The organism is Solidesulfovibrio carbinolicus, assembly GCF_004135975.1.
Classification (GTDB): domain Bacteria; phylum Desulfobacterota; class Desulfovibrionia; order Desulfovibrionales; family Desulfovibrionaceae; genus Solidesulfovibrio; species Solidesulfovibrio carbinolicus.
Genome location: NZ_CP026538.1, coordinates 1227442 through 1252883, shown reverse-complemented (window position 1 = coordinate 1252883; position 25442 = coordinate 1227442). Strand labels below are relative to the sequence as shown.

At 65.2% G+C, this 25442-nt stretch carries 22 protein-coding genes; 9 read left to right on the top strand and 13 right to left on the bottom strand.

Annotated features, from left to right (window positions below; genetic code table 11):
• Positions 1-235: 235 nt before the first annotated feature.
• The 6 genes from C3Y92_RS05500 to C3Y92_RS05475 all read right to left on the bottom strand — a co-directional run bounded on the left by C3Y92_RS05500 (position 236) and on the right by C3Y92_RS05475 (position 5157).
• On the bottom strand, positions 236-841 hold the full coding sequence (locus tag C3Y92_RS05500) for a PqiC family protein (RefSeq protein WP_129350350.1): 606 nt from the start codon (positions 839-841) through the stop codon (positions 236-238).
• Complete coding sequence (locus C3Y92_RS05495) at positions 838-1848, bottom strand: MlaD family protein (protein WP_129350347.1); 1011 nt, start codon at positions 1846-1848, stop codon at positions 838-840. The genes C3Y92_RS05500 and C3Y92_RS05495 overlap by 4 nt, the downstream gene beginning before the upstream one ends.
• Positions 1849-1850: 2 nt before the next feature.
• Positions 1851-2660, bottom strand: a complete 810-nt coding sequence (locus tag C3Y92_RS05490) for an ABC transporter ATP-binding protein (RefSeq protein ID WP_129350344.1) — start codon at positions 2658-2660, stop codon at positions 1851-1853.
• 7 nt (positions 2661-2667) lie between these two features.
• Positions 2668-3822, bottom strand: coding sequence for an MlaE family ABC transporter permease (locus tag C3Y92_RS05485; RefSeq protein ID WP_129350341.1), 1155 nt, complete (start codon positions 3820-3822; stop codon positions 2668-2670).
• Positions 3823-3928: 106 nt separating this feature from the next.
• On the bottom strand, positions 3929-4270 hold the full coding sequence (locus C3Y92_RS05480; protein ID WP_129350338.1) for a hypothetical protein: 342 nt from the start codon (positions 4268-4270) through the stop codon (positions 3929-3931).
• Positions 4271-4365: 95 nt separating this feature from the next.
• The gene (locus tag C3Y92_RS05475) at positions 4366-5157 is read right to left on the bottom strand and encodes a prepilin peptidase (protein ID WP_129355801.1); all 792 of its coding nucleotides are present in this window, start codon (positions 5155-5157) and stop codon (positions 4366-4368) included.
• 88 nt (positions 5158-5245) lie between these two features.
• Between C3Y92_RS05475 and C3Y92_RS05470 the strand changes: the two genes are divergently transcribed.
• The 4 genes from C3Y92_RS05470 (at position 5246) to C3Y92_RS05455 (ending at position 10966) form a co-directional block, all read left to right on the top strand.
• Positions 5246-6238 carry a cation diffusion facilitator family transporter gene (locus tag C3Y92_RS05470; protein WP_129350335.1) on the top strand — a complete coding sequence of 331 codons (993 nt, stop codon included), beginning with the start codon at positions 5246-5248 and terminating at the stop codon, positions 6236-6238.
• A 152-nt stretch (positions 6239-6390) separates the two neighbouring features.
• On the top strand, positions 6391-7161 hold the full coding sequence (locus tag C3Y92_RS05465) for a LytR/AlgR family response regulator transcription factor (protein ID WP_129355800.1): 771 nt from the start codon (positions 6391-6393) through the stop codon (positions 7159-7161).
• A gap of 10 nt (positions 7162-7171) precedes the next feature.
• Positions 7172-9019 (top strand): LytS/YhcK type 5TM receptor domain-containing protein, encoded by a 1848-nt coding sequence (locus C3Y92_RS05460; protein ID WP_129350332.1) that lies wholly within the window; start codon positions 7172-7174, stop codon positions 9017-9019.
• Positions 9020-9154: 135 nt separating this feature from the next.
• Positions 9155-10966, top strand: a complete 1812-nt coding sequence (locus C3Y92_RS05455; RefSeq protein ID WP_129350329.1) for a carbon starvation CstA family protein — start codon at positions 9155-9157, stop codon at positions 10964-10966.
• Between the two features lie 178 nt (positions 10967-11144).
• Here C3Y92_RS05455 and C3Y92_RS05450 read toward each other — a convergent pair whose 3' ends face one another.
• A complete protein-coding gene (locus tag C3Y92_RS05450) occupies positions 11145-13112 on the bottom strand; it encodes a hybrid sensor histidine kinase/response regulator (protein ID WP_165352066.1) in 1968 nt (655 codons plus the stop codon).
• A gap of 536 nt (positions 13113-13648) precedes the next feature.
• On the opposite strand from C3Y92_RS05450, the gene C3Y92_RS05445 reads away from it, so the two are divergent.
• Together C3Y92_RS05445 and hydG are read left to right on the top strand one after the other, a co-directional pair.
• Complete coding sequence (locus tag C3Y92_RS05445; RefSeq protein ID WP_129350322.1) at positions 13649-13924, top strand: TM1266 family iron-only hydrogenase system putative regulator; 276 nt, start codon at positions 13649-13651, stop codon at positions 13922-13924.
• Positions 13917-15353: a [FeFe] hydrogenase H-cluster radical SAM maturase HydG gene (gene hydG / locus C3Y92_RS05440; protein WP_129350319.1), complete on the top strand. Its 1437-nt coding sequence runs from the start codon at positions 13917-13919 to the stop codon at positions 15351-15353. Before C3Y92_RS05445 ends, hydG begins: the two co-directional genes overlap by 8 nt.
• A gap of 257 nt (positions 15354-15610) precedes the next feature.
• On the opposite strand, the gene phoU is transcribed toward hydG, so the two are convergent.
• The gene (gene phoU, locus C3Y92_RS05435; protein ID WP_015861946.1) at positions 15611-16288 is read right to left on the bottom strand and encodes a phosphate signaling complex protein PhoU; all 678 of its coding nucleotides are present in this window, start codon (positions 16286-16288) and stop codon (positions 15611-15613) included.
• 164 nt (positions 16289-16452) lie between these two features.
• Entirely contained in the window at positions 16453-17673 is a 1221-nt protein-coding gene (gene serB, locus C3Y92_RS05430) for a phosphoserine phosphatase SerB (RefSeq protein WP_129350317.1), read from the bottom strand.
• A gap of 80 nt (positions 17674-17753) precedes the next feature.
• Here serB and C3Y92_RS05425 point away from each other — a divergent pair, with 80 nt between their 5' ends.
• Both C3Y92_RS05425 and C3Y92_RS05420 read left to right on the top strand, forming a co-directional pair.
• Entirely contained in the window at positions 17754-18167 is a 414-nt protein-coding gene (locus C3Y92_RS05425) for a hypothetical protein (protein ID WP_129350314.1), read from the top strand.
• Between the two features lie 140 nt (positions 18168-18307).
• Positions 18308-18526 carry a hypothetical protein gene (locus tag C3Y92_RS05420; RefSeq protein ID WP_043600865.1) on the top strand — a complete coding sequence of 73 codons (219 nt, stop codon included), beginning with the start codon at positions 18308-18310 and terminating at the stop codon, positions 18524-18526.
• A 204-nt stretch (positions 18527-18730) separates the two neighbouring features.
• Here C3Y92_RS05420 and C3Y92_RS05415 read toward each other — a convergent pair whose 3' ends face one another.
• Positions 18731-18910, bottom strand: a complete 180-nt coding sequence (locus C3Y92_RS05415; protein WP_129350311.1) for a hypothetical protein — start codon at positions 18908-18910, stop codon at positions 18731-18733.
• Between the two features lie 127 nt (positions 18911-19037).
• Here C3Y92_RS05415 and C3Y92_RS05410 point away from each other — a divergent pair, with 127 nt between their 5' ends.
• A complete protein-coding gene (locus C3Y92_RS05410) occupies positions 19038-20171 on the top strand; it encodes a pyridoxal-phosphate-dependent aminotransferase family protein (RefSeq protein ID WP_129350308.1) in 1134 nt (377 codons plus the stop codon).
• A gap of 207 nt (positions 20172-20378) precedes the next feature.
• Here the strand turns inward: C3Y92_RS05410 and mltG are convergent, their stop codons facing one another.
• From mltG to C3Y92_RS05395, 3 genes are read right to left on the bottom strand one after another with little or no spacing between them, the layout of a single operon-like run.
• Positions 20379-21416, bottom strand: coding sequence for an endolytic transglycosylase MltG (gene mltG, locus C3Y92_RS05405; protein ID WP_129350305.1), 1038 nt, complete (start codon positions 21414-21416; stop codon positions 20379-20381).
• Positions 21386-21829 (bottom strand): Holliday junction resolvase RuvX, encoded by a 444-nt coding sequence (gene ruvX / locus C3Y92_RS05400; RefSeq protein WP_129350302.1) that lies wholly within the window; start codon positions 21827-21829, stop codon positions 21386-21388. The genes mltG and ruvX overlap by 31 nt, the downstream gene beginning before the upstream one ends.
• Position 21830: 1 nt before the next feature.
• A complete protein-coding gene (locus tag C3Y92_RS05395; protein WP_129350299.1) occupies positions 21831-25355 on the bottom strand; it encodes an FAD-binding and (Fe-S)-binding domain-containing protein in 3525 nt (1174 codons plus the stop codon).
• Between the last annotated feature and the right edge of the window lie 87 nt (positions 25356-25442).

The following is a 25442-nucleotide window of genomic DNA, read 5'->3' as shown; positions in this document are numbered from 1 at the left end:
CCATTTCGGCCAGCCCCGGGCCGGCGAAGCTCCCGGCCTCGACCGCCTGTGGAAAGCCGCAGCGGCCTCCAGCCGCCCCTTGCCGTTGCCACGCCGCGCTCCCTGCCCGATCCACCGGACCGTCGCCTTCCCGCCCGCTGAGGCCGCCGCCCCCGACCGCAGCCCAATGCAAAGCGGGGCAAGGCACGCCAAACGCGCGCCCTGCCCCGCTTCAGGCGGCAGTGCCGACAAGACGCTATTTAACGGCCAATGTGGCCGCGACTTCCTTGGCGAATTTCTCCACCAGCCGGCTCTGCGCCGCCGCCAAACTCGCATAATCCGGGCCGGAGACCGGCTCGCGGTAGTCGCCGGAACGCCACTCCAGGGTCTTGTGGTCGGCGTCCAGGACGGACCAACTGACCCGCAGCACCGCTTCCTGGCCCAGGGTCCCGTCGAGGCGGGCCACCTGGATGACAACCTGGCGCTCCAGGCGCGCCCCCACCGGCCAGGGGTAGGTGTAGATGGGCTTGACGCAGACAAGCCGCGACAAATTCTCGGCCAGCGCCCGCTGGAAGTTGTCGTGGGGGGCCTCGATCCACTGCTCGAACTCGGCCAGATGCATCTGGTTGGTCCCGGTGCGGGTGACGATCTGGGAGCGGTCCAGGTAGGACGGGAAGTCCACCGGCCCGATGCCCACGGCCAGGCACGGCCCGGACGGCCCGTCGCCCTCGGCGGCCGGGGCCGCGCCGCTTAAGGAATAAAAATGGGTGGGCGCGGATTTGCCGCAGCCGGCCAGGATCGGCAGCAGGCAGGCCGCGCCGACGGCCAGGGTCATGGACAGACGACGGATGGCGGAGTTCATTTGCGGGGTCCTCCCTTGCCCTGGATGAGCGCTTCGGGGTGGCGTTCGAGGTAGTCGGCCAGCTCCCGGATGGCCCTGGCGGCGGCGGCGATTTCCGACAGCGCCCGGTTGAGGTCGGTGACGGTGGGCGAATCGCTGTTGATGATCTTCTGGAACCGGCTAATCGCCGCCCGGCTCTCCTTCATGGTGGCGTCAAAGGAATCCATGGCCGTCTTGGCCGAGACGCTAATGCCTTCGGTGCGCTTGTCGAGGTGCCTGGCCAGTTCGGTGAAGCTTTGGGCCGCGTCCTCGAAGTTCTTGGACAAGGGGCCGACCTGGGCGCGCAGTTCGGTGACAAGCTCGCTGCCGCTGGTCAGCACAGCGTCGATCTTGGCTGGCATCTTGGTCAGTTCGGGCGAATTGACGAGCTGTTCGATGCCGGTCACCGCGCCGATCAGGCGATTGACCAGCTCTTGGAGCGGCAGTTGCTTGATGGTCTCGGTGAGCTTTTCAAAGGTCGAGGGCACGGTGGGGATTTCCGGCAAGGGCGCGCCGCCGACCAGCCGAACCGGCGTGTCGGGCATGAGGTCCAGGGACACGGCCAACTGGCCGGTGACGAAGCTTTGGGTCACAAGCTGCGCCCGCAGCCCTTTTTCGATGAGCTGGGACAACAGATCGCCCGGGGTTTCCTTGCGGGTCTGGACCAGGGTTTCCGCGCTCTTGGTCTTTTCGCTCGGGGCCAGCTTGATCTTGTTGCCCAGGATCTCGATCACCACCGGAATGTAGAAATGCAGCCGCGAGGCGTCGGCCTCGATGCTGATCTCCTTGACCGAGCCGATGGGCACGCCGCGAAACAGCACCGGCGCGCCGACTTCCAGGCCCGAGACGGAGTTGGGGAAGTACATGATGCAGGGAAACGTCTTGGTGAAAAACACGCCCGAACCCAGGGCGACGATGGCTGCCAGGGCCAGGGTCAGCGCCCCCAGCACGAAAAGCCCGATCATGGTCTTGTTGGCCTTGCCGCTCATGGTCAGTCGTCCTTTTGCTGTTCCTGGCCCCGGGTGAGAAACCGGCGGAGCTGGGGGTCTTGGCTGTGGGCCAGCAGTTCCTTGGGGTCGCCGCTGGCGGTCATGGTCCGGGTTTCCACGTCGAGATAGACGGAGTTGTTGCCGATGGCGAAAATGCTGGCCAGCTCGTGGGTGACCACCACGAAGGTGGCCTTGAGACTCTCGCGCAGCTCCAAGATAAGTTCGTCCAAAAGATGGGCGCTCACCGGGTCCAGCCCGGCCGAGGGTTCGTCGAAAAACAGAATGTCCGGGTCCAGGGCCATGGCCCGGGCCAACCCGGCCCGCTTACACATGCCGCCGCTGATTTCCGAGGGATAGAAGTCCTCGAAGCCGGCCAGGCCCACCAGGGCGAGCTTGAGCGAGCAGACCTCGCGGATCTGCTTGCGGGTAAGCGCCGTGTACTGCGACAACGGCAGGGCGATGTTCTCGGCCAGAGTCATGGAGCTGAAAAGCGCCCCGGACTGGTAAAGGATGCCGGTGCGTCGGGAAATGGCCGCCCGGGTGGCCGGGGCCGCGTCCCACAGGCTTCCCTCGCGGTAGTACACCTTGCCCGCGGCCGGTTCCTTAAGGCCCACCAGCACCCGCAGCAGGGTCGATTTGCCGCAGCCGCTGCCGCCCATGATGATGAAGATGTCGCCCTTTTGGACCACGAAATTGAGGTCGCGCATGATGACGAAATCGCCGTAGGCCATGGTCAGGCCCTCGACCCGGATGGCCGGATCGTCCGTTGCGGCGGCGCTCGCCTGGGCGGCGGTGTCGTAAACGGGCTTCACGCGGGCCTCACACGCCGATGATGTTGCAGCACACGGTCAGGATGGCCGTGGCGATGACGATGGCCAAAATGCTCGTGACCACGGCGGCCGTGGTGGCCTGGCCCACGCCCAGGGCGCTGCGGCCGCAGCGCATCCCCCGGTAGCAGCCGGCCATGGCCACCAGCACCCCGAACACCGTGCTGTGCACGAGGCCTATCCAGAAGTTGGCCAGGGGCACCGACTGCCAGGTGTGGGTCAGGTACTGGATGGGGTTGATCTTGAGCATAAAAACGCCCACCACGAAGCCGCCCATGATGCCCATGATGTCGGCGTAGATGCACAAAAGCGGCATCATGAGGACCAGGGCGATCATGCGCGGCAACACGAGAAACTGGGTCGGCGAGAAGCCAAACGTGCGCAGGGCGTCGATTTCCTCGTTGACCTGCATGGTGCCCAGTTCGGCGGCATAGGCCGCGCCAGTGCGGCCGGCCATGATGATGCCGGTCATGATCGCGCCCATGACCCGCACCATGGCGATGCCGACGATGGTGGAGACGTAGATCTGCGCCCCGAACTGCGACAGCTGGATGGCTCCGACAAAGGCCAGGATGAGGCCGACCAGGAAGCTTATAAGCGACACGATGCCCAGGGCGTCGATGCTGGCCTGGTAAATGAGCGTCGTCAGCTGGGAGCGCTGGAACACCGCCCGTCCCGTCACCAGGGCCCAGGCGGCCAGGGTCACGTCGCCGGTGAAATCAAGCAGATTTCTGACCCCTTCCGCCGCGCCGTAGCCCATGTCGGCCATGCGCTCCAGAAAGGGCGTACGCTTGACCGCGCGGGCCGCGCCCTGGCGTTCGGGCACCTTGGCGGCCAGGGCCAGCAGGCTCTCCACGCCCGGGGGCAGGGAACCGGCGTCCACGGCCACCCCGCGTTCCCGGGCCAGGGCGATGATCGCCCGGCACTGGGTGAGAAACAGGCTGTCCCAGCCGGTCACGCCCTCCCCGGTAAGCACGAGCTTTTGGGGCGCGGGAGAAGCGGCCAGGGCCTGACGCACCGCCTCAATGTCGGGCAGGGTCTGGTCCATGCGCCAGGAACCGGAAAAGGTCAGGGTCACGACGCCGGCCGCGGCGGTGATGTCGCGGCGCGGGGCGTCGGCCCGGAGCGGAGCGGCCGGACGTGTCATGACGGGAAAAGAGTATGGCGCATGGGCGGTCCGAAAGTGACGAGTTTATCCCGGCCATGGGCCGGACGGGGCACACCATGCCCCTGGCCGGCCCGAATGCCAAGCGTCATTTTTGCTTCGGGTACAGGCGGTTGCACTGCTGTTCGCACAGGGAGCCGCCGTGGTCGAGCATGTAGAAGCAGTTGCGGCCCAGGTATTTGTTGTTCTGGTCGATGAAAATCTTGTTGCAGGCCGCCCGGCAGGCCTCGACGTTGGGATAATCCGTCTTGAACACGTCCTGGAAGGTCTGGCAGATTTCCATGTCCGAATCGCAGGGGTCCGGCCCAAAGGGCATGATGCAATTACCGTAGAACATGGAATCGGAATAGGGCTTGACCTGCACCGGCGTGCAGGCCGTCATCAGGCCCAAAACCGCAGCGGCGGCAAGGCAGGCGAAACGGCGCGTCATGGCGTCCTCCGTCGGGATGGCGGTACGGCCCGTGGGCCTGTCGGTTCTCTAGCACGAAGCATCGGCCCCAGGCCAGCCCAAGCCCGGCGTTGCCGTCAGCGGCCAGCCAAGAGCGCAAAAATCTCCTGGCCGTAAAGCATCTGGGCCATGCCGCCCAGGCACAAAAACGGGCCGAAAGGAATGGGCATCTGCCGGTCCTTGCCCCGGCCCAGGACATAGTAGGGGCTGGCAACCAGGGCGGCCAGACTGCCCATGAGCACGGCATAGGGCAGCCCCAAGCCCCCTACGGCCCCGCCGATAGAGAGCATGAGCTTGACGTCGCCCCCGCCCAGGCCGTCCACGCCCTTGGCCGTGCGGTAGGCGGCGGCCAAAAGCCAAAAAACGCCAAAGCCCAGGGCCGCGCCGACGCCGGCCAGGACCGGCCCGATGGCCGGGTCCAAGGCTCCCAGGGCGAGGCCGAGCACGGCCGCCGGATAGGTGAGATAATTGGGCAGCAGATAGACCGCGAAATCGATGCCCGAAGCGATGATGAAAAGCCCGCCCAGGGCGAGGTAGCCCAGGAAAAACCAGCTCGGCCCGAAATGCAGGGCGCAAAGCGTCGCCCAGGCCGCCGAGGCCAGTTCAATGAGCGGATACAGCGGCGAAATGGGTTTGCGGCAGGCCGCGCAGCGCCCCCGCAGCAGCAGATAGCTCACCACCGGCACAAGCTCCCAAGGCCGCAGCCGATGCCCGCACTCTGGGCAATGCGACGGCGGCGACACGATGGAGGTCTCGCGGATGCCCCGGGAGACGCACACCGAATAAAAACTCCCCAGCACCAGTCCCAAGAGGGCGGCGGCGGCCGGAAACGCATACGGGAAAAGGGCAATGTCGATGGCGGCGGTCATCGGCCCTTTGTGTCCGCCCGGCCGCCCCACGTCAAGGAAAAGCCCGCCGGCCATGGACAGAACGCCGCCCCATACGTACAAAGTCGCCATGCAACTCTTCGCCAAAACCGCCGTGCCCGAGGTGCGGGCAGCCCGGCTGTCCCTGGCCGTGGCCGTGGTCCTGCTGGCCGTCAAGATGTGGGCCTACGTACTCACCGACTCCGCCGCCATCCTGTCCGACGCCCTGGAGTCCATCATCAACGTGGTGGCCGCCGCCTTCGCGGTTTTAAGCGTCTCCGTGGCCGCCAAACCGGCCGACGCGCGCCATCCCTACGGCCACGGCAACATCGAATACTACGCCGCCTGGTTCGAAGGGATGCTCATTCTCTTCGCTGCTGCGGCTATCTTTTGGGAATGTTTCGACAAGATCGCCAATCCCCAGCCCCTGCCGCGCCTGGGCGCGGGCATCGGGCTTTTGACGGCGGCAAGCGGCGTCAACCTGTGGCTGGGACTCAAGCTCCTGCGCCAGGGCAAACGCTCGGGGTCGCTGACCCTGGAAGCCGACGGCCGCCACGTGCTCACCGACGTCTACACCTCCGTGGGCGTGCTCCTGGGCCTGGGGCTTGTCTGGGCCACCGGCTGGCTGTGGCTCGACGGGCTGGTCGCCTGCCTGGTCGGGGCCAACATCGCCTGGACCGGCATCGCCCTGGTGCGCCAGTCCGTGGCCGGCTTCATGAACGAATCCGACCCGGCCCTTTTGGCCGGCATCTGCGACCTGCTGCGGGAGCGCCGCCACCCGTCCTGGATCGACATCCACCGGCTGCGGGCCATCAAGTCCGGCCGTGCCGTCCACGTGGACCTGCACCTGATCCTGCCCCGCGACATGACCCTGGCCGAAGCCCACGAACAGGTGGACGCCATGGAAAAACTCCTCTTGGCGCACCTCGGCCCCGACGCCGACGTCATGATCCACGCCGACCCCTGCGACCCGCCCTGCTGCCCGGTCTGCGACGCCAACCCCTGCGAACTGCGCCAAAGTGCCTGCACCGAAACACCCCTATGGTCGCCCGACAACACCGGCGACCCCGTACGGGGGGATTAGTTATGTGAAGAGAAAGAGGCCTCCGGCGGCCGGGGGCCTGAGGCCCCCGGACCCCCCAACGGGGAAAAGGGGGTTCGGCGCTGTCGGCTGGGGAGTCAGAGGCTGACGCGGCGCTGGCTGGACAGGGGATGGCGGCGGGGCTAAATACGGGCATGGGCATCCGCGCGCTTATCGTTGACGATGAAAAACCGGCCCGCGACGAGCTGGCCTATCTGCTGGGCGAACACCCCGACGTCGAGGCCAGCCAGGCCGACGGGGCCGAGGCCGCCCTGGCCGCCATGGCCGTCTCTCGTCCCGATCTCGTTTTCCTCGACATCCGCATGCCCGGCCGCGACGGCTTCGACGTCCTGGCCGAGGCGGCCAGCCTGCCCCATGTGCCGCTGTTCGTTTTCGTCACCGCCTTCGACCAGTACGCCGTGGCCGCCTTCGAGCAAAACGCCGTGGATTATCTGCTAAAGCCCGTGGCCGCCGAACGCCTGGCCGTGAGCCTGGACCGGGTGCGCCGCCGGCTGGCCCAGGGCCGGGCCGGCCTCACCGACGCCCTGGGGTCGCTTCTGGCCGGCCTTGGCCGGGCCGGCGGAGGGCTGGCCCGGGTGGCCGTGCTGCGCCATGGCCGCATCGCGCTGTTGCCCGCCGCCGAAGTGGTGCTCATCGAGGCCGACGACCGCGACGTGGGCGCGCTCACCGACCAGGGCCGCTACCCCTGCCACGGCTTCCCCACCCTGACCCGGGCCGAGGAACGGCTGGCCGGCCAGCCCTTTTTCCGGGCCAACCGGGCCGTGCTGGTCAACCTGGAGCGCATAGCCGAGCTCTCGCCCTGGGTCGGCGGCAAATACCTGCTGGTCATGAACGACCCGGCCCGCACCGAAGTGACGGTCAGCCGCAACCGGGTACGCGACTTCAAGGAACGCCTGGGACTGTGACGGAGGCCCCATGAACCTCGACATCCTCACGCCCGAAGTCCCGGGGCTTTTTGTCCACCTCTCCCAGCGCTTCGGCCTGCTGTTGGCCGGCGGCTTCGCCATCATGACCCTGGCCCCCTTCGAGCGCATGGGCCTGGGACAGAAACGCCCGGCCTGGGCCACGGCCGCCGTCACCGTGCTGTTTGGCGTTTTCGGGATTCTTGGCACCTACACCGGCAACGCCGTGTTCCACTCCTACGCCAACCTGCGGGCCATGGGCGTCATCACCGCCGGGCTTTTCGGCGGCCCGGTGGTCGGCATCGGAGCCGGGCTCATCGCCGGCGGCCACCGCTATTTGATCGACGTGGGGGGGTTCAGCGCCCTGCCCTGCGCCCTGGCGACATTCCTGGAGGGTGCTGCGGCTGGCCTTATCGCCCGGCGTTATCCGGGCCAGGCCCTGGACTGGGGCTGGGCCATGGCCCTGGGGCTGGTGGGCGAGAGCGTCCACATGGGGCTGGTGCTGGCCCTGTCGCGGCCCTTTGACGAGGCCCTGGAGCTGGTCAAGGTCATCGGCGCGCCCATGATCGTCATAAACGCCATGGGCGCGGCCATTTTTACCCGAGCACTCAAGCTCCAGCGCAGCCTGCGCGAGCGCCAGGACTCCACCGAGGCCCGGCGCATCCTGTCCATCGCCAGCCAGACCGTGCCCCACCTACGCGGCGGCCTGACCCCGGAATCGGCCCAGGCCACCGCCGCCATCATCCGCCAGGAAACCGGCGTGGCCGCCGTGGCCATCACCGGCGACAGCACCATCCTGGCCCATGTCGGGGCCGGACAGGACCACCATCTGGCCGGTGAACCCTGGCGCACCCGGGCCACGCGGCTCTCCTACGAATCCGGCGCGGCCCTTTTTTTACGCGACCAGGAAAGCATCGGCTGCGCCCTGCCCGACTGTCCGCTGCGCGAGGCCATCATCGTGCCCCTGCGCAAGGGCGCGGCCATACGCGGTTGCCTGAAAATCTACGGGACCAAAGCGCGCCCCCTGGACCAGCCCCTGTTCGAGCTGGCCAAGGGTCTGGCCGATCTGTTTTCCACCCAGCTCGAACTGGAAGACATCGGCATCAAAAACCAGCTCCTGGCCCATGCCGAGATCAGCCGCCTCCAGGCCCAGATCAACCCGCATTTCCTGTTTAATTCCCTCAACACCATTGCCTCGTTTTGCCGCACCGCCCCGGGGCAGGCCCGGGAACTGCTGCTTGACCTGGCCCGCTACATGCGCCGCAACCTCGACAGCTCCCGGGGGCTCATCCGCCTGTCCGAGGAGATGGAGCAGGTGCGCTCCTATCTCGCCATTGAGCAGGCCCGCTTCGGCGACCGCATTGTCTCGGAAATCGACCTCGAACCCGGTTGCGAGGATTGGCTGCTGCCGCCGCTCCTCATCCAGCCCCTGGTGGAAAACAGCGTGCGCCACGGCCTGCAAGGCCGCCCTGAAGGCGGCCGGGTGACGGTGACGGCCCGTCGCCGGGACGGCCATCTGTGGGTGGAAGTGGCCGACGAGGGCCTGGGGATGTCGCCCGAGACCCGCGCGCGCATCCTCTCGCCCGACGCCGCCGGGTCGCTCACCGAAGGCGTTGGCGCGCGCAACACCAACCAACGGCTGGTGCAGCTTTTCGGCCACGATTACGCCCTGCGCATCGAAAGCGCTCCGGGCGAGGGCACGCGCATCGTTTTTCGTGCCCCGCCGGCCGCGCCGCCGGCCTTCCCGGTCCGTCCCGGCCGGGACGCCCTTAACGCCGGAGTCGCCGCCGAGCCTGCCGGGCCTGCCGGGCTGACGCCGTCCCGGCCCGCGAACCCGGCCGACCTGTCAACCGCCCCGTAAAACCGCCCTTTCGCCCCCGACAATCGCCTTTTGGCGCGCGGCGTCTTGTTGTCGCCGACCCGGGATGTCATTTCGGGGCCGAACATCGGCAACGGCCCGCCCGATCCCCGGGCGGCCCAAACACGGGAGGCAGGCATGAACGCCATGACCCTGGTCTTCGCCGCCCTGTGCGTCTTCGCCATCGGCTACCGCTTCTACGGGTTGTTTTTCACCCGCAAGGTGCTGGGAGCCAAGATCGACCGGCTCACCCCGGCGGTCAAAATGGCGGACGGACATGACTACGTAAAGACCAACAAGTACGTCCTTTTCGGCCACCACTTCGCGGCCATCGCCGCGGCCGGCCCCCTGCTCGGGCCGGTGCTCGCGGCCCAGTTCGGCTACCTGCCGGGCGCGCTGTGGATCCTCGTCGGCTGCGTCATGGCCGGCTGCGTCCACGACACCGTGGTGCTTTTCGCCTCGGTGCGCCACAAGGGCCGGTCCCTGGCCTACATCGCTACCCAGGAAATCGGCAAGGGCACCGGCTCCGTGGCCGGTTTTGCCGTGCTGTTCATCCTCGTTTTGACCCTGGCCGGCCTGTCGATTGCCGTGGTCAACGCCATGCACGACAGCGCCTGGGGCACGTTCACCGTCTTCGCCACCATCCCCATTGCGCTCATCATGGGCGTTTATCTCCACAAGTGGCGCGACGGCGACGTGCTTGGGGCCTCCATCATCGGCGTGGGTCTGCTCTTTGTCGCCATCCTCATCGGCCCCTACGTGGCCGCCAGCCCCACCTGGGGACCGCTGTTCAACATGCCCCGGCCGGCCATCGCGCTGACCATCCCCATCTACGGCTTCGTAGCCTCGGTGCTGCCGGTCTGGCTGCTGCTATGCCCGCGCGACTATCTTTCGACCTATTTGAAGATCGGCACCATCGCCATGCTGGCCATCGGCATCTTCTACGTCCGCCCCGACCTGCAGATGCCGGCGCTCACCAAGTTCGTCAGCGGCGGCGGCCCGATCATTCCGGGCGCGGTCTTCCCGTTCCTGTTTATTACCATCGCCTGCGGCGCGCTGTCCGGTTTCCACGCCATCATCGGCACCGGCACCACGCCCAAGATGCTCGATAACGAGAACAACCTGCTCTTCGTCGGCTTCGGGGCCATGCTCATGGAAGGCTTCGTGGCCATCATGGCCCTTATCGCCGCCTGCGTGCTGGTGCCGGCCGACTATTTCGCGATAAACACCAAGCCCGAGGTGTTCGCGACGCTCGGCATGGCCACCGTCGATCTGGCCCAGCTCTCCGCCGCCGTAGGCGAGAACATCACCGGCCGCCCCGGCGGCGCGGTGTCCCTGGCCGTGGGCATGGCCCACATCTTCTCGTCGATTCCCATCATGAACCACCTCATGGACTACTGGTACCACTTCGCCATCATGTTCGAGGCCGTGTTCATCCTCACGGCCGTGGACACGGGCACCCGGGTGGGCCGGTTCTTCCTCCAGGAAATGATCGGCCAGGTGATCCCCAAGTTCCAGGAAAAGCACTGGATGCCGGGCATCCTGTCCACCTCGGCCATCTTCACCTTCATGTGGGGCTACCTCGTCTACACCGGCGACATCTCCACCATCTGGCCGCTGTTCGGCATGTCCAACCAGCTGCTGGCCGCGGTGGGACTACTCATCGGCACCACCATGATCATCCGCATGGGCAAGGCGCGCTATGCCTGGATGACGGCCGTGCCGGGCCTGTCCATGGTGGTCATCACCATGTGGGCCGGCTATCTGCAGGTGTTTAACAACTACATTCCCAAGGGCCTCTACCTGCTGGCCACCCTGGCCATCATCGTGGTCGCCCTCATGGCCGTGGTCATCGTCGGCACGGTGCGGCGCTGGATAGAACTCTTGAATATCAAGAAGACCGTGGTCGATCCCTACGGCGATCCGGTCCTCGAAGTCGTGCCCGAATAACTTCTGGACATCCGCAAACGAAACGGCCGGGGCATGGCAGTGCCCCGGCCGTTTTATTGTGGCGGAAGACCTGGCTGACGTCGATTGCACTTCTCGCGTGGAATCCAATACAAACGTCGTAGCGTGCTTTATGGGCTTGTTGTTCCAACATGACGGACATCATGTGGGAACGCGGGCATCACTCCGCCAGACGCCAGCCGAACAGTTCGCCCAGATACTCCAGCAGCCGGGCCTTGCGGATGGGCTTGGTCAAAAACGCGTCGCAGCCGGCCTCGCGGCCCCTGCTCTCGAACTCGTACAGGGCATGGGCGGTCAAAAGCGCCACCGGCGTGCGACAGCTGCCCCGGTCGGCTTCCAGCCGGCGGATGTGCCGGGTGGCCTCCAGCCCGTCCATGACCGGCATCTCCACATCCATGAGCACCGCGTCAAAGGGTTCCCGCGCCTCGGTGATGGCGGCCACGGCCTCATAGCCGTTTCGCGCCCACACGAGATCCACCGGCTCGTTCTCCAAAAACAACGCAATGAGTTCCCGGTTCGATTCGGAATCCTCGGCCAACAACACTCTCCGCCTTGTTTCTGTTGCACCATGCCCCATTGTCGTCTCCCGACGCGCCGGGTTGGACAGACCTAAAGCGACCGGTCGTTCCGGCACGCCCTGCCTGCCGGCTCGCAACGCCGGCAGGGTGAAGGAAAAGCACGACCCTGCGCCGGGGGCGCTTTCCGCCACGACGTCGCCGCCCATGAGCCGGGCCAATGCCCGACTGATGGAAAGCCCAAGCCCGGCCCCGCCCTGGCGGCGATGGGCCGCGGCGTCGGCCTGGGAGAAGGGATCAAAAATGCGGGCCATGGCCTCAGGCGTGATGCCCGGGCCGCTGTCGCGCACCGAAAAAAGGACAAAGCCCTGGCCGGCAGGGTCGGACAAAGGCGTGGCCGAAACCGTGATACGGCCGGCTTGGGTGTATTTGACGGCGTTCCAGACGAGGTTGAGCAGCACCTGGCGCACCCGCAACGGATCGGCCACCAGCCGGTCGGGCAGGGACGGGGCCGTATGCACCTGCAAGTCAAGTCCCTTGGCGGCGGCCGCCTCGGCGGCCAGACCGCACACGTCCCGGGCCAGGGCCGCCGGATCAAAGACCTCGGGAAATAGCGCCACCCGGTCGGCCTCGATCTGGGAAAAATCCAGGATGTCGCTTAAAAGCTGCGACAGCATCCGGCCGGAACCGGCGATGGCCTCCAGATAGCGCCGCTGGGACGAGGAAATCGGCGTCTCGGCCAGCAGCTCGGCCATGCCGAGAATCACGTTCATGGGCGTGCGGATCTCGTGGCTCATGCTGGCTAGAAAGGCGCTCTTGGCCCGGGACGCGGCCATGGCCGCGTCCCGGGCCTGGGCCAGGGCCAGCTCGGTCTCCTTGCGCCGGGTGATGTCCGTGGTCGCGCCGGTAAGCAGCGTGAGCCGCCCAACCCCGTCGCGCACCGGCGCGCCCCGGCCGTGAAGCCAACGGTAGGAGCCGTCCTTGGCCATCAGCCGGTATTCCAGGGAAAACGAAGCCCGCTCGCCCCGCACGCAGGCGTCAAGCACCTCCAAGACCCGGTCGCGGTCGTCGGGATGCAGCAAGGCGTTGCAGTCCTCGCTGGTGGTCGCGATATCCCCAGGCTCGTAGCCGAGCAGGCGCAACCATTGCCGTGACAGGTAAATTTCGTCAGTGACCGGATTCCAGCTCCAGGCCCCGTCGTCGATATGCGGCAACGCCTGGGCGAAGTAGGCTTCGCTGTCCTGCAGGCCGCTGCCGATGAGTCCCCGCAGGGCCGGGCTTGAATAGATGCAGCAGGCCAACCGACATGCGCCCCGGCCCAGCATGACCACGGCCAAGCGGCAAGAAGCGCGTACGCCGTCCCGACGGACAAGCGTCATGGGCGAACTATGACTTGGCTTTCCGGCATCGCCTGCGGTGACGCAGGCCTTGAACCAATCGCGGCAGGCGTCATGTTCCTCTGCAGGATGCAGCTCAGGGAGCGGATGGCCAACGACAAGCTCATGACTTAAGCCTAAAAATTCGCAGCCTGCACGACTTCCTTTGACGATGCACCCGGATTCAGGATCAACGATAAAAACGATGTCACTGCCATTTTCTAAAAAATAGCACATTCCGTCATCAGGCACAACAAACCCTGTTTCTTCAAAATTCATAGAAGAGCAGCGTGTTGCCAGATCCTCACCCGAATCAGAATTTTTGCCCAAGATGTTACGCCGACTATCACTCGAAATATCAGTTATCTTGTCAACCATTGTTTATTTCATCCTCAAGCAATGCAATCTCTTGCTCGGCACAATTTCTAGCATACATCGACAATACCGCAAGGAAAAGGCTAAGCCATACAAAAACAATTCCACCTGCATCCTTTACCAGACTGCGGTTCTCGCGGACGGACACCTCAGGGCCGCCCCCGGCCGCGACCATGCAAACAATGCTTGCTTCCGGCAATGACTTCAGGCATGTTTAAAACGCTGCCGCGCCGGGGCCGTCTTGGTCCTGACGCGAAGGCAACGACACCATACCGCGATCTGACGGCAAGGGGACGCCTCCCTGCGCCGAAGGGGGACGCCATGAACCAGCCTAATTCCGACGCCTTTGTTTTCCCATGGAAAACAAAGGCGTTTTTTATTGCCCCAAAGGAGACCCCATGAACAGGCGCATCGGCGTGGTCGGCATCGTCATCGAGGACCCCAAACACGTCTCGGACAAGGTCAACGCCGTCATCAGCGACCACGGCCACATCGTGCTCGGCCGCATGGGCATCCCCAAGCCGGATTATCAGGCCGGCGTGGTTTCGCTCATTATCGAAGGAACAACCGATGAGATCGGTTCGCTTACCGGCAGACTCGGGAATATTCCCGGCGTAACCGTGAAATCCGCCCTGACGAGCAAAACGCTTGGCAAGGAGGCCCAAAATGATTGACGAATCCCAGCGCTCTTCGGACGCCTTTATTGACGACGACCGCATCCACGCGGCCCTTGCCAACGCCAAGACCCTGGCCGCCGCCCCCGACGCCGTGGCCGCCATCATCGACAAGGCCCTGGACTACAAGGGACTTAACGCCGAGGAAGTGGCCGTGCTCCTCGAAGTCTCCGACCCGGCCCTGCTCGACCGGATGTTCCGGGCCGCCAAACAGGTCAAGGAAGCCATCTACGGCAAGCGCATCGTGCTTTTTGCGCCGCTCTACATCTCCAGCCACTGCATCAACAACTGCGTCTACTGCGGGTACAAGCGCAGCAACAAGGAACAGCTGCGCAAGCGCCTGACCATGGACGAAATCCGGCGCGAGGTGGAGATTCTCGAATCCCTTGGCCACAAGCGCCTGGCCGTGGAAGCCGGCGAAGACCCGATTCACTGTCCCATCGAGTACGTTACCGACGCGATAAAGGCCATCTACAGCATCAAGGACGGCAACGGCTCCATCCGCCGCGTCAACATCAACATCGCCGCCACCACCGTCGAGGACTACAAAAAGCTCAAGGACGCCGAAATCGGCACCTATATCCTCTTCCAGGAAACCTACAACCGCGAGCGCTACGCGGCCCTGCACCCCACCGGCCCCAAGCACGACTACAACTGGCACACCACGGCCATGGACCGGGCCATGCAAGGCGGCATCGACGACGTGGGCATCGGCGTGCTCTACGGCCTCTATGACTGGAAATACGAGACCGTGGCCATGTTCCTGCACGCCGAGCATCTGGAAAAAACCTTCGGCGTCGGCCCCCATACCATCTCCGTGCCCCGTATGCGCCCGGCCGGAGCCGTCAACCTCGACACCTTCCCTTACCTGGTGCCCGACGAGGCCTTCAAAAAGATCATCGCCGTCATCCGCCTGGCCGTGCCCTACACCGGCATGATCCTGTCCACCCGCGAGGACCCGGATTTCCGCGACGAACTGATCAACTACGGCGTCTCCCAGATCAGCGCCGGCTCCTGCACGGGCGTTGGCGGCTACCAGAAGGTCCACGAGGACCACGAACCCACCAACAACACCAACAACGGCCAGCAGTTCGAGCCTAGCGACCAGCGTTCGCCGGCCGAGGTCATCCGGATGCTGTGCGAGCGCGGATTTATCCCCAGTTACTGCACCGCCTGCTACCGCCAGGGCCGCACCGGCGACCGGTTCATGAGCCTGGCCAAGGACGGGACCATCCAGCACGTCTGCCTGCCCAACGCCCTGCTCACCTTCAAGGAATATCTCATCGACTACGCCGACCCAGAGACCCGGGCCATCGGCGAACAGCGCATCCAGGAAGCGCTGTCCACCATCAGCAAGGACGGCATCCGCGACCTGACCATCGAGCGTCTGCAAGACATCGAACACGGCAAGCGCGACATGTTTTTCTAGCGCCGTCGTAGAGGGATGCCGGCGGCCGGGGGGGATGATCCCCCCCGGACCCCCTCGATGGGAAAAGGGATAAAGGGTGATTCGCCTTTGACCCAAAGCACCGCTGTTCCGGCTTCCAAAGGGCTGTGTGAAAAGCGCCCACACCTGTTTCGAGGAAACGACGCCGGGCCAAGCCTCGCTGGCCAAAAGCAAACGCCGGCCCGGGACATGCTGTCCCGGGCCGGCGTTTTGTCATTGGCCGAGGCAAAAACGGCCGGCTATTTGTCGGTTCCCGGCAGGGGCGTGCACTTGTGCTTGTAGTCCACGGCCCGGCGGATAAAAATCGTGGATTCGGCGATATTGGCGCACTGGTCGCACACGCGCTTTAAGCTGTGGGCCACGAACGCCTGCTGCACCGCCCGCTCCACCGGCCGCGATTCCTTGATCATCTCGGTGGTCACGTCGCGAAAAATGCGGACGTTGAGTTCCAGCGCCGCCGCGTTCTGTTCAATGATGCGCAGGGCGGCCGCGTCGTCAAGGTCCATGTAGCAGGCGATGGAGGCGGCCATGAGTTCCCGGGCCAGATCGGCCAGTTGGCGCAGGTTGCCGTGGACGGGCAGGCGGGTTTCGCTGGTCAGCACCAGCACCCGCTCGGCGATGTTCACGGCCTCGTCACCGAGGCGCTCAATATTGACGAGCATCCGCATGGACCCCACGATAAACCGCAGATCCTTGGCCACGGGATGGTGCAGGGCCAGAATCTTGAGGCTCTCCGAATCCACCCGGCATTCGTAGTCGTTGATTTCGCGGTCGGCGTCGATGACTTCGCGGGCCTGGGCGGCGTTGTGGTCAAGGAGGCTGGCCACGGCTTTTTGCACGGCGTCCTGGGCCAGATGCATCATGTGCAGCACATCGACCTTGAGCTTGTGGATGGCCTGATCGAGCGGGGTTTCCAAGGGGCGGCTCCTGGTTTGGCGACAGGGCGGGTCGGCCCGGCGGCGTCGTTGGCGTTACCCTTTGTCACGAACGGTTTTCGGTTACGACGCCATGCCGGATATGTGACAATTTGAACAAACCCTGTCAATGCACTCCTGACCAGCCGTCCGACGTGGCGAGCCGGTTACGACAGCGTGTCGCGATCGCGAACGCCCACCAGATACAGGATGCTGTCCAGGCCCAGGGTGGAGATGGAATGGCCGGCCCCTTTTTTCACCACCGGCTTGGCGTGGTAGGCGATGCCAAGGCCGGCGATGCCCAGCATGGGCAGGTCGTTGGCCCCGTCGCCCACGGCGATGACCTGCTCCAGGGACAACCCTTCCTTGTCGGCGATAAGGCGCAGCAGCTCGGCCTTCTTGGCCGCGTCCACGATCTCGCCCACCACCCCGCCGGTGAGCTCGCCGTTTTCGATCTCCAGCTCGTTGGCAAAGACGTAATCGATGCCAAGCCGCTCCTTGAGCCGGTTGCCGAAGTAGGTGAAGCCGCCGGAAATGATGGCGATCTTGTAGCCGAAGCGCTTGAGGTTGGTGATGAGCCGCTCGGCCCCGTCGTTGAGCGGAATGCGCCCCGCCACCTCGGCCAGGGTGGCCTCGGGCAGGCCTTTTAACTGGCGCAGCCGGCGGCGCAGGCTCTCCTGGAAATCGATCTCGCCGCGCATGGCCGATTCGGTGATGGCCGACACCTGCTCGCCCACGCCGGCCGCCTTGGCCAGTTCGTCGATGACCTCGGCGGCAATGAGCGTCGAGTCCATGTCAAAGGCCACCAGCCGCCGGTTGCGGCGAAAGGCGTTGTCTTCCTGGATGGCGATGTCCACGCCCATGTCGCCGGAAATGGCCAGAAATTCGCTTTTCATGGCCGTCAGGTCGGTGGGCGTGCCGCGCACGGAAAATTCCACGCAGGCCATGCGCGGGGCGTTCTTGCCGTCCAGGGACGTGCGGCCCGACAAACGGTTGACAATGTCGATATTGAGGCCATTGCGGGCAATGACGCCGGTGACGGCGGCGATATGCTCGGCATTGAGGCTGCGGGCCAACAGGGTGACGATGCGCCGGGGCTTGCCCTGGGCCTCGACCCAGCTTTCGTAATTGGCCGGGTCCACGGGCGTGAAGCTGAGATTCACGCCGAGCTTGTGGGCGCAAAAGAGCAAGTCCTTCAGAAACGGCGTGGACTCGGCCGTGGTGGGCACGCGCACCAGGATGCCCAGCGTCAGGCTGTCGTGGATGACCGACTGGCCGATGTCGAGGATGTCGGCCCCGAATTTGGCCAGTTCGGCGGTGATGGCGGCGGTGAGGCCGGGCTTGTCGTCGCCGGCCACGCGAATGAGGATGATTTCGGGCTGCTGCATGGGGAAGGCTATAGCGCCGGGCGCGGCCGGGGGCAAGACGGACGCTTTTCATGAAACGGAATTGACGCTACCACGGCCCCATGCGACGCCGTTTCCTGTCCCTGGCCGTGGCCTGCTGGCTCCTGCAACTCGCCTGCGCCGTAACCCTCGGCGCGGGCCGCCAGCTCGTCCTGGCCCCGCTTATAGGCGACATGGCCGCCCGGGCCGCGGGGACCCTGACCCTGTGCCTGGCCATCATCCTGCTTGCCCGACGCTTTGTCGACCGCCACCGCCCCTCGCCCGCCGCCCGGCTGGGCGTGGGCGTCCTGTGGTGCGCCCTCACCCTGGCCTTCGAATTTCTAGCCGGCCACTACCTCTTCGGCACGTCCTGGGAAGTCCTCTGGGCCGATTGGAACATGGCCCAGGGGCATTTGTGGCCGCTGGTCCCGGCCGCAACGCTCCTGGCCCCGCTGCCCGCCCCGCCAGCGCCCCGAGCCGCCGCCGGCCGGCCCTGACCTTTCCCCTTCCCCAAGCCGCCACTTTCGGTTATAGTCGGTGCCGAGACGCCATCGTCTCGCTTCGTCCCCGGGGCCCCGCGCCCCCTGTCGGCCGGTCCCCGGCCCCTGCCGAGAACAAACCTTCCCCAGGAGGAACAGTGGCCAAAAACGCCTATACCTTTGCGAAACGTTCCAAGGAATTGGCCAAGAAGAAGAAAAAAGAAGAAAAACTGCAGCGCAAAGGGGATCGCCCCGACGTCGAGGAAGGCCCCTACTTCGACGAGGCCACCGGCGAGATCGTCTATCCCCAGGCGGCCACGGAAGACGGCGAGGCCGAAACGCCCCCCGCCGACCAGCCGGCCACCGACCATCCCTGATGGCGCGCCCACGCAATGCGCCTGGGGCGTCGCCCGGCCAGCCCACGAGACGCCAGGCTCTTGCGTAAAAAATAGTCCCGTATTTTCAAGGACGCGACACGAGGCCGGCCCCGGCCAGCCCAACGCCCACCCCGGCCACGCGCCGCTGCACCACGCCCCAGGCAAACGCCCCCCGCGACCGACGCGGGGAGCGTTCCTGCCCGGTCATGGCAGCAAAAACGACGGCGTTCTCTGCCGGAAACTGCGAAAATCCTGCCGCCCCTGCATCTGGGTCAGGCAGTCGTCATTGTCCCGGTTGTACAGCCGGGCAAACTCCCCGTTGGCCATGGGCGCGCAGGAAGCGGCGCAAAGCGCCAGGATCACAAGCACCAAACGATAAGGCATAGGCATCCTCCCCGGCCACTTTTGCCGGCCTGGCCTCCCTCATTGCAGCATCCATGCCCGGCCCGCCCTTGCCCACCAGGGCCTTTTTCCGTAAATTTCGCCGCTCACCCCAACAGGGAGCACCACCATGGCCCAAGCGCCCTTTCCGGAACTGACCCTTTTCATCACCGGCCCCACCTACATCCGCCCCGAAGTGCGCGACGCCGGCTCCTGGCCCGAATACGGCCACCGCGACGCCGAAAACGCCAAACGCTTCGAGCCGATATTCCGTAACCTCGGCATTATCGCCGGACTGCCGGCCGATTACCGCACCATCCTGTTTCTCGGCTCCGGCTCCACCGCCATGGAAGCCTCCATCCGCTCGCTAGTGGCGCAGGGCGAAACCATCCTCCACGCCACCTGCGGCGCGTTCGGCGACCTGTGGCACAAAATGAGCCTGGCCAACGGCAAAAACGCCGTGCGCCTGGCCGCCGAACCCGGCCAGCCCATCACCCCCGAAGCCCTGGACGCCGCCATGGCCCAGCACAAACCCGCCGTGGTCGCCGTCACCCACAACGAGACCTCCACTGGCGTAACCAACGACGTGCCCGCCCTGTGCCGCGTCATCAAAGCCCACAACGCCCTGGCCCTGGTCGATGGTGTGAGCATCTTCGGCGGCGCGCCCTGCCCCATCGCCGCCTCGGGCTGCGACTTCTACGCCACCGCCACCCAGAAATCGCTCGGGCTCCACGCCGGCTTCGGCATCGGCTTCGTCAGCCCCGCCGCCATCGAAAAAGCCCGCCACGTCACCGCCCGAGGCCACGCCACCGATATCCTGAGCCACCTCGGCCGGGCCGAAAAATTCCAGACCCAGTCCACCCCCAACGGGGCGCTCGGCAACCAGATGTACCTGCAACTGCGCTACATCGTGGAACAAGAAGGCCTCGAAGCCCGCTACGCCCGACACGCGGCCATGCGCGACACGACCATCGCCTTCGTGGAAAACCTGCCCGGCTACGCCCCCTTCGCCGCCCCCGGCTTCCGCTCGCCCACCGTCACCGCCGTGGCCGCCAAACCCGGCATGACCAGCGCCGACCTGCGCGCCATAAAAGAAACCCTGCGCGCCAAAGGCTACCTGTTCGATCCCGGCTACGCCAAACTCAACGAAGACCTGGAAGCCGCCGGCAAACAACCCATCTTCCGCATCGGCCACATGGGCGACATCACCCCGGCCATGCTTGATGCCTATCTGGCGGTTCTTGGCGAGGTGTTGACGCGGTAGGGTGGAGTAAAGACTAGAAAGACAGGAAGATGCCTCCGGCGGCCAAAGGGGCTGAGCCCCTTTGGAAACCCCACTTGGGGAACAATAATGGCGCATGTCGGCGCGCGTTGCGCGCCGACATGCGCCATTATTGTTCCCAGGTCAGGGGTCCGGGGGGCTGACCCCCCCGGCCGCCGGAGGCATCTTTTCTTTCCCTATACCCCCACCCTACGGCTTGCCCTTGCCGTCATCCTTCTTGCCACGGCCGCGCTGGTACTTGTTCACGGCATTGATGTGTTCGTCCAACGTCTTGCTGAACTTGTGTTCGCCTTCGCCGGTGGCGACGAAGTAGTAGAACTCGTGGTTTTCGGGGTTGGCCACGGCCTGCAGGGATTTGAGGCCGGGCGAGCAGATGGGGCCTGGGGGCAGTCCGGGGCGGGTGTAGGTGTTGTAGGGATTGGCGGCGTCTTCGAGGTGGGCGCGGGTGAGGTTGCCGGTGAATTTTTCCCCCAGGCCATAGATGATGGTGGGATCGGTTTGCAGCAACATGCCTTTGGCCAGGCGGTTGGCGAACACCCCGGCCACGCGGGTGCGTTCGGCGTCGACGCCGGTTTCTTTTTCCACGATGGAGGCCATGGTGACAAAGGCCAGGAGTTTTTGGCCGGCCGGTTTTTCGCCGGGCCAGAGGGCTTCGGCCTGTTTCCAGAATTCCTTGAGCATGGCTTCAACGACGTAGGTTCCGTCGTCGCCGCGTTTGCGGGTGAAGAGGTAGGTGTTGGGGAACAGGAACCCTTCGGCGGATTCGGCCGGGATGTTGTATTTCTTGAGAAGTTCGGGATCGCGGGCGGCGCGCAGGAAGGCGGCGGCCGAGCACAGGCCGGCGTCTTCGGCCAGTCTGGCGATCTGGCGCATGGTCAGGCCTTCGGGGGCGGCGAGCTTGTGTTGCACACCCTTGGCCGTGGTCAGGTAGTCGAGGAGTTTTTGCGGCGTCCAGCCGGTGGAGACTTCAAATTCGCCGGCTTTGACGCGCCCGCCCTTGTCCAGGAACTTGGCCAGCAGCTTGAAGCCGTCGGCGTCGCGCAGCACGCCTTCGGCCACGAGCATGTTCGCCACGGCGTCGAGGTTCTGGCCGGGCTCGATGAGCACGATTTTGTTCTGGCCGGGCGTTTGGGGCGGCACGGCCAGGAATTCGTAGGCCTTGTAGCCGATGGTTCCGCCCAGGACGACAAGGACGATCAGGAACCCAAGGAGGATGGCTCGAAACATAGTTCTCCGCCGCGCAGGTAGCGTTCGAGGATGACGGCCGCGGCCATGGCGTCCACCTTGGCCAAAAGCTCCCGGCCGGACAGGCCGGCTTCGCGCAGGCGCTCGGCGGCTTCCTCGGTGGAGTGGGCCTCGTCGGCGTAGGCCAGGGGCACGGCGGTGCGCCGGGCCAGCCGGGCGGCGAAGTTGCGGACTTGCCGGCCGGTGAGGCCTTCGTCGCCGCCGGCCCGGGCCGGGTAGCCGATGACGATGCGGCCTGGGTTTTGTTCTTCGATAACCGCAAGCAGCCTGGCAAACAAGTCGTCTCGCGTCTCCCAGGCGATGGTGGAATGGGGAAAGGCGACGGTTCCCCCTGGAGCGCAAACGGCCAGGCCCACCCGGGCCTGGCCGTAATCGATGGCGAGTATCTTCTCCACCCTACCCTCGCACCCGGGCCGCCTTGGCCGCTTTGGCGAGCAGTTTTTTCCATTTGGGGCCGTCCAGGGCTTCGGCCAGGTATTCCAGGGTGTGCAGGACCGTATGTTTGTCGCGCATCTCGGACAGGATGCGGCTGATGCCCATTTTGCAGGAGGGACAGCCGACCAGGATAGGCATGGATTCCTGCGCTTCGGCTAGGTTTTCGGCCAGGGTCTCGCGCTTGCGGTCGCGCAGGCGGTTGTAGATGGCCGGCGTGGTCATGGCTCCTGTGCCGGATTCGCCGCAGCAATTGGGCGACAGCGCCACGGGCCGGCCGGTGATCTTGCCCAGGGCGGTCTTGTACATGTCGGCCGCCTTGGTCTTGGGCACATCGGCCCATTCGGCGTGGCAGGCGGCGTGGTAGAGGATGGGCGAGGCGTCCTGCGCGGGCGGGAAATCCAACCGGCCCATGAGGAACTGGGTCACGTCCATGTGCTTGAGATTGGGACGCAGGGTTTTGAGCTCATGCTCTTCCAGGGATTCCCGGCAGGTGCCGCAGCTGGTCAGGCAGTAGGTCGGGCGCAGGCCCAGGCTTTCGGCTTCGTCCAGAAGCGCGGCCAGGGCGGCCCGGTTGCGCTCGCGGTTTTGGCGGTAAGCCTCGCCCATGCCGGCGGCCAGGAGCGGATAGCCGCAGCACAGATGGGTGTGCGGCATGAGCACGGCCACTTCGGCCCGCAGCAACAGATGCACCGCCGCCAGGCCGATGGCGCTGGAGAAGACCGACGCGCCGCAGCCCGGGAAATAGAGCACCGTCTCGGGCGCTTCCCGGCCTTCCTGGGGGATAAAAATGGAGCCTTTGTCCAGGTCCAGGCGCTCGGCCAGATTGCGCAGGCCAAGGGAGGGATTGGGGCCGCGAAGGCCCGGGTTTTCGATGCGGTTTCGCCAGAACTTCGGCAAAAGCGGCATGAGCTTGCCGTGGAACTGCTGGCCGTAGGCCATGAGCTTGGCCGCCTTGGGCACACGGCCGGCCGGGTCCTCGGCCAGATAGTTGAGGATCTTGTGTTTGATGGGATGGCCGCCGTGGCCTTGCTGGTCCAGGAAGCCGCGAAGGCCCAGGGCCACCTGGCCGGACTGGATTTTCACCGAACATACGCCGGTGCACTTGCCGCAGGCGGTGCAGTGGTCGGTGATGCCGCGAAGCCGTTCCAGCAGCGCGGCGTCGGGTTCGCCGTGGGTGATCTGGGAATAGTAGATGGCTTCAATGAGCGCGCCGAAGCTGATGTTCTTGTTGCGTGGATGGTAGAGCATCCCGCGTTCCGGGGCGAACATGGGGCAGACCTGCTTGCACTTGCCGCAGCGGTTGCAGAACTGGATGCCGCTTAAAATGGAGATGAGCAGGTCCTTGTCGGGCAGCGCGGTCTTCTTGATGTCCCGGATGAGGCGGTTGAAGGAAAAGGTGTAGGGTTCCACGGCCAGCTCGCGGGTGGTGAGCTTGCCGGGGTTGATGATGTTCTTGGGGTCCACGCGCTTTTTGTAGGCGCGAAGCGCGTCGATCTTGTCCTGGGCCAGGAAGGCGATCTTGGTGATGCCGATGCCGTGCTCGCCGGAAACCGCGCCGCCGAGCTTGGTGACGGTCTCGAAGACGGCTTCGGCCGCTTCCCAGGCTTGGCGCATCATCTCGGGATCATTGGAGTTGACCGGGATGTTGACGTGGCAGTTGCCGTCGCCGGCGTGCATGTGGCTGGCCACCTCGATGCGGGTGGCGGTCATTTCGGCGTGGATGGCCGCCAGCCGGTCCTTGAGGCGCGGGTAGCGCGAGGCCAGATCGGTAAAGAAATAGTGGGTCTGGACCTCGACTTCCGAGTCGGACAGGTCGCGGGCGGAAATGCGGCCGCGCAGCACCCGGTCGCAGAATTCCAGCTCCATGGCGATGAATTCGTCGGAAGCCGGAATGCCGGGCAGCCGGCCGGCGTTTTGCAGGGCGGTGCGGTAGGCCCGGGCGATGCACTTGAGGTTGAGGTCTTCCAGGAATTCGGCGAATTCCGGCACCACGGACAGGGGGATGACCACGTCCTCATTGATCTTGAAGCCCGAGGTGCGCTTGGAGATGGCCGAGAGCTTGTGGCGGTCTTCCCAGTAGAGTTCGGCGGTCTTGGCGTCCTTGGCCTCGAACACGTCCACGTTGTCGTAGGGATCGACGATGTCCACGATGTCGGCGGCGGCGCGCAGCATGGCGTCTTCGTCGTCGGAGTCGAGCTGCAGCAGCAGCACTGATATGGGATCGCCCTCGTAGAGGCCGGATTTCTTGGCGTAGCTGATCGCCCGCACGTATTTGGAGTTGAACTCCTCCAGGGCGGAAATCTTGACCGCGTCGCCTTCCTCGCGGATGCGGTTGCGCAGTCCCACCACGTCGCGGATGACGCACATGGCGTTTTTCATGGAGCGGCCGAAAAACTCCAGACACAAGGTGCGGGAATATTTCGGGATGTCGTACAGGGCGAAGCAGGCTTCGGTGATGACGCCGTCCACGCCCTCTTTCTGGACGCCGGGCAAGCCGCCCAGGTACTTGTTGGAGACGTCCTTGCCGAGGTTTTTGCCGCGTATCTCGTTGCCCGGCAGTTTCACCACGTCGCGCACCACGCCGTCCTCGTCGAGGATCTCGAAGACGGCCGTTTCCTCGGGCTGGATCTTGTGGCGCGGATGATCGACCCGGCGGATCTCGATGATCTCGCCCGTGGCTTCGACCATGCGGTAGCTGATGATGTTGTCCAGCGTGGTGCCGTACTCGAAAGCAAAGGGGCCGCCGGCGTTTTCGGCGATGTTGCCGCCCAGCGACGAGGCCGCCTTGGAGGCCGGGTCCACGGTGAAAAGCAAGCCCTTGGCCTCGGCCGCCTTGATGGCGGTCAGGGTGATGACGCCGGTCTGGGCGCACAGGGTCTTGGCATCGAGGTCGATGCTGAGGATCTTCTTGAATTTGGACAGGCTCAAGATCGCGGCCCGGCTGTGGGTGGGGACCGCGCCGCCGGTCAGGCCCGAGCCGCCGCCGCGCGGGATGATGGCGAATTCGAGTTCATTGGCCAGGCGCAGGATGTCGCGGATCTGCCCTTCGGTCTCGGGCAGGAGCATGCACAGGGGCAGCTCCATGCGCAGGTCGGTGGCGTCGGTGGAACACTCGACCAGGGAATTGGGCGCGGTGACCACGGCCTCGTCGGGCAGAAACTGGCGCAGGCGCTCGACGAGGTTGTCGCGAAAGCGGCTGTCCGCCTCATAGACGTCCCAGAAAGCCTTGTACGCCTTCTTGATGGTGCGGGGATAATCGCCCCAGGCCTTGGGGTTGGCCTCGGCCAGGCGCTTTTCCACCGACGCCTTGACGTCGCCGGGATTGATAAACGGATTGGAGCGCACCAAAAACAGCTCGGCGGCCACGGCCACGGCGAGGTTTTTGGCGTCCTCGGGCCAGGAATCCAGCTCATCGGCGGTGATGTCCAGGACCCGGGGCACGAGACGCTCAAGAGGCAGGGAAATATGGGGTGTTCGCTCCGACATGATAAGGCGCTTCCGGCGAGGGTTGAGGAAAGGAGGGAGTCAGATAATGCCGATGTCCGGGAAAGGCAAGGCCGGTTGCCCCGTCCG